This is a genomic window from Phenylobacterium sp., assembly GCF_044372605.1.
GTDB lineage: Bacteria > Pseudomonadota > Alphaproteobacteria > Caulobacterales > Caulobacteraceae > Phenylobacterium.
The window spans coordinates 1-4,101 of record NZ_JBILRO010000280.1 but is presented as its reverse complement, the minus strand read 5'-3'; the positions used below and the strand labels follow the sequence as shown (position 1 = coordinate 4,101).

Below are 4,101 nucleotides of genomic sequence, written 5' to 3'. Positions count from 1 at the left end.
TGTCGTCGGCCCGGGTCATGACCATCTTCACCGGCTTGCCGCCGATGGCCTTGGAGGCGAGGGCCGCGCCGACCGCATAGTCGCCATTCAGCCGCCGTCCGAAACCACCGCCCAGCAGATAGGTGCGCAGGACAATGGTGTCCTCCTTGCGCCCCAGCGCCTGGGCCAGCCAGGGCAGCACCAGCGACTGCCACTGGTTGCCGGTGTGGACCTCGAATTTGCCGTCCTTCTCGAAGGCCAGCGCATTGACCGGCTCCAACTGGAAGTGAAGGGCCGTAGCGGTGGTGTAGGTCTGCTCCAGGGTTGATGTCGCGGCCTTGAAGGCGGCGTCGACGCCGGGATCCTCGACGGCCAGACTGCCTTTGGTCTTGTCAGCCACCAGGGCGCGGGCGCGGGCCTGGAGGTCGGCTTCCGACACCTTGATGGCGTCCGGCGATGTCCAGGTCACCTTCAGCGCCTCGGTGGCGCGATCAGCGGCCACGAAACTGTCGGCGTAGACCATCACCCAGCCGGGGACGGTTCCGGAGGGGTCCTCCAGGGCGATGGCGCGGATGTAGCCCGGCACCGCTTTTGCGGCGCCTTCGTCGATCGACGCCACCGTGGAGCCATAGCGCGTCGGCGGCAGTTTCGGGCGCGCATAGACCATGCCCGGAACCTTGGCGTCGAGGCCGTAGACGCCCTTGCCATTGGTTTTGTCGGGGATGTCGCGCGCCGGCGCCGGCTTGCCGATCAGTTTTCGCTGGGCGGGGGTCTTGATCGGGAGTTTGGCGAGTTCGGCTTCGGTGAACTTCCGGCTGAGATCGCCTCTGGCGATGATGTCGCCGTAGGATACCGAGGCCTTGCCGGCGACCACGGCGCTGTTGCGGGCGACGCAGGCGGAGGCGGGCACACCCAGCAGCCTGGCCCCGGCTTCGATCAGGGCGATGCGGCCAGCGGCGGCGGCCTGGCTGTAGAGCGGATAGCTCTGCCAGATCGACCAGCTGCCGCCTGTGGCCATCAGGCCCCATTTGGGATCGGAGTCCACGTGGTCAAACTTCACCTTCGACCAGTCGGCTTCCAGCTCGTCGGCGACAATGCGGGCGATGGCGGTGCCCACGTGTTGGCCCATCTCGGCGCGGATGATGTGGACAGTGATCGTCCCCGCCCGGTCGATGTCGTACCAGATGGTGGGTGCAAAGCTGTCGGCGGCGTGGGCCGGCGCGGTGGCGCTGAACATGGCGCCGGCGGCGGTCACCGTGATCAGGAAGCCGCGACGCGAGGGCGCGAGGTCGGCCCCGGGGCCGTTGTCGAGGGAGACGCTCATGCCTTCACTCCAGCGGCCAGCTTGATCGCCTTCTTGATCCGCACATAGGCCATGCAGCGGCAGAGGTTGCCGGCCATGGCGGCGTCGATATCGGCGTCGGTCGGCTTCGGTTTGGACTTCAGCAGGGCGGCGGCCTGCATGATCTGGCCCGACTGGCAGTAGCCGCACTGGGGTGCCTGGGTCTCGATCCAGGCCTTCTGCAGGACATGTTCGCCGCCGAGGCCTTCGATAGTCGTCACGGACTGTCCGGCGACAGACGATATGGGGGTGAGACAAGAGCGCACCGCCTCGCCGTTCACATGCACGGTACAGGCGCCGCACTGGCCGATGCCGCAGCCGAACTTGGTGCCGGTCAGGCCCGCGTCATCGCGGATGGCCCACAGCAGCGGCGCGTCGTCCGGGCCTCCCACGGTGACATTCCGCCCGTTCAGTCGAAAGGTGGTCATGACGTTTCCCTGGCCCGCGTCCCGACCGCATCGGACGCCAACCCGCACGATGCCGCAAGTCTGAATCCGGGCCGAAACGAATTCCGGTGGCGCCGGCCCGCGCCCACCTTAAGGTGGGGCCAAGAAATACAGGTGAGGAAACCCAAATGAGACTGACCGCGCCACGCGTCGCACCCCTGCGCGATGAAGATCTTTCGCCCGAGCAGGCAGAGGCCCTGCAGCCGGTTCGCAACGGCAAGCTGGGGGTGCTCAACATCTTTCGCACCCTGGCCCATGCGCCCAAGGCGCTGAGCCGGTTCAACCAGTGGGGCGGTTATGTGCTGTCCCGGCGCAACGATCTGCCGGCGCGGGAACGGGAGATCGTCATCCTGCGCGTGGGATACCTCTGCAAGTCGGGCTACGAGTTCACCCAGCACACCCGGATTGGCCTGGACGCGGGCCTGACCGCCGCAGAGATCGAGGCCATCAAGCGCGGCGCCGACGCCGGCTGGAGCCCGGCAGACGCCGTGCTGATCCGGGCGACCGATGAACTCCACACCGATCACTTCATCAGCGACAACACCTGGAACCTGCTCAAGCAGCACTACACCGAGAAGCAGTGCATGGACCTGGTCTTCACCACGGGCCAGTACACCCAGGTCTCCATGATGCTGAACACCTTTGGCGTGCAGCTGGACGCCGGACAAGTCCTTGATCCAGAGCTCAAGGGGTACTGAGGTGGCGGGCCGCCTCGAAGGCAAGACGGCGGTCATTGTTGGCGCCGGTCAGTCGCCGGGCGAGACGATCGGCAACGGGCGCGCCATCGCCCTGCTGTTCGCCGCCGAGGGTGCGCGGGTGCTGTGCGTTGACCGGATCGCGGAGCGGGCCGAGGAGACCGCCGCCATGATCCTGGAGGCCGGCGGCGAGGCCAGCGCACTACAGGCCGACGTCACCCGCTCCAGGGAGGTCGCCGAGATCGTGACCCAGGCCATGGGGCGTCTGCGGCGTATCGACATTCTGGTCAACAATGTGGGCATCGGCGGCGGGGACGGGCCGGCACATCGCGTTGAGGAGGCGGCCTTTGATCGCATCCTTTCCGTCAATCTCAAGGGGATGTGGCTGGTCACCAAGGCGGCGCTGGGGGTCATGCGCGAGCAGAAGGTCGGGGCCATCGTCAATATCTCGTCGCTGGCAGCGCAGGCCGGGGGAATTCAGCTTGCCTATGAGGTCTCAAAGGCAGGTGTAAACCGGCTGACCGCCAGCGTGGCCATCTCACAGGCGCGCTACGGAATCCGGTGCAATGCGGTCCAGCCGGGCCTGATCGATACGCCGATGGCGGTGGCGGGGATCGCCGGGGCCAGCGGCCGTAGCCAGGCCGAGGTCCGGGCCGAACGCGACGCCCGTGTGCCGCTGGGCGGCAAGATGGGAACCGCCTGGGACATCGCCCATGCCGCTCTGTTTCTGGCTTCGGACGATGCGCGCTTCGTCACGGGGGCGATCCTGCCGGTGGACGGCGGCATGGGCGTCAGAATCGGTTGATCCGGGGCTAATCGGAATGGCCCGGGCGCCTGCGTCGGCTTCCCACGCTTGCCCTCAGGCTACGCCGACGGCTAGGTGCGAGGATGCCTGTTTCCACCGCCTATCGACCTGACCCACAGTTCCCGGCCCTCGGCCCGGAGTACGGCGATCCCGTGGCTGCAGCGGACTTCCCGCAGACGATCCTGCGGTTTCGCAATGACCGGGCGGCGGCGAGCGTCGGCCTCGACAGTCTGGATGATGCGGAATGGATCGCCCACTTCGGCCGGTTTCAGCCCCTGCCGGGCAACATCGATCCGCCGCTGGCCCAGCGCTATCATGGTCACCAGTTCCGGTCCTACAACCCCGACCTGGGCGACGGGCGCGGGTTCCTGTTCGCCCAAATGCGGGAGGCAGGTTCCGGGCGGTTGCTCGACCTTGGCACAAAGGGATCAGGCCAGACGCCCTGGTCGCGGTCCGGCGACGGGCGGCTGACCTTGAAGGGCGGGGTGCGCGAGGTGCTGGCCACGGCGATGCTGGAAGCGTTGGGTGTTCCCACCTCGCGGTCGTTCTCGCTGATCGAAACCGGAGAGGCGCTGGAGCGGGGCGATGAACCCAGCCCCACCCGCGCCGCGGTGCTGGTTCGCCTGTCGCACAGCCACATCCGCTTTGGCAGCTTCCAGCGCCATGCCTACTTCGACAGCGCCGAGCGGGTCGGCGCCCTGATCGACCACGTGATCGCGAACTACTATCCCGAACTTGAGGGCGCGAACGACCGCCCCTCAGCCCTGCTGCAGGCGGTGGCCGGCCGCGCGGCGCGAATGACCGCCGGCTGGATGGCGGCCGGGTTCGTCCACG

Annotated in this window: 5 protein-coding genes; 3 read left to right on the top strand and 2 right to left on the bottom strand. The window is 67.5% G+C overall.

The annotated features are described in order from the left end of the window. Together ACIQ42_RS16720 and ACIQ42_RS16715 are read right to left on the bottom strand one after the other, a co-directional pair. On the bottom strand, nt 1-1,303 hold a 1,303-nt coding region (locus ACIQ42_RS16720; protein ID WP_397423374.1), incomplete at its 3' end, for a molybdopterin cofactor-binding domain-containing protein. Continuing rightward, nucleotides 1,300-1,749: a (2Fe-2S)-binding protein gene (locus ACIQ42_RS16715; protein WP_397423373.1), complete on the bottom strand. Its 450-nt coding sequence runs from the start codon at nt 1,747-1,749 to the stop codon at nt 1,300-1,302. The genes ACIQ42_RS16720 and ACIQ42_RS16715, both read right to left, overlap by 4 nt. Before the next feature lie 146 nt (nt 1,750-1,895). On the opposite strand from ACIQ42_RS16715, the gene ACIQ42_RS16710 reads away from it, so the two are divergent. The 3 genes from ACIQ42_RS16710 to ACIQ42_RS16700 all read left to right on the top strand — a co-directional run. Continuing rightward, nucleotides 1,896-2,465: a carboxymuconolactone decarboxylase family protein gene (locus ACIQ42_RS16710; RefSeq protein WP_397423372.1), complete on the top strand. Its 570-nt coding sequence runs from the start codon at nt 1,896-1,898 to the stop codon at nt 2,463-2,465. Between the two features lies 1 nt (nt 2,466). Further along, nucleotides 2,467-3,267 (top strand): SDR family NAD(P)-dependent oxidoreductase, encoded by an 801-nt coding sequence (locus tag ACIQ42_RS16705; RefSeq protein ID WP_397423371.1) that lies wholly within the window; start codon nt 2,467-2,469, stop codon nt 3,265-3,267. An 83-nt stretch (nt 3,268-3,350) separates the two neighbouring features. Further along, on the top strand, nt 3,351-4,101 hold a 751-nt coding region (locus ACIQ42_RS16700), incomplete at its 3' end, for a protein adenylyltransferase SelO family protein (RefSeq protein ID WP_397423370.1).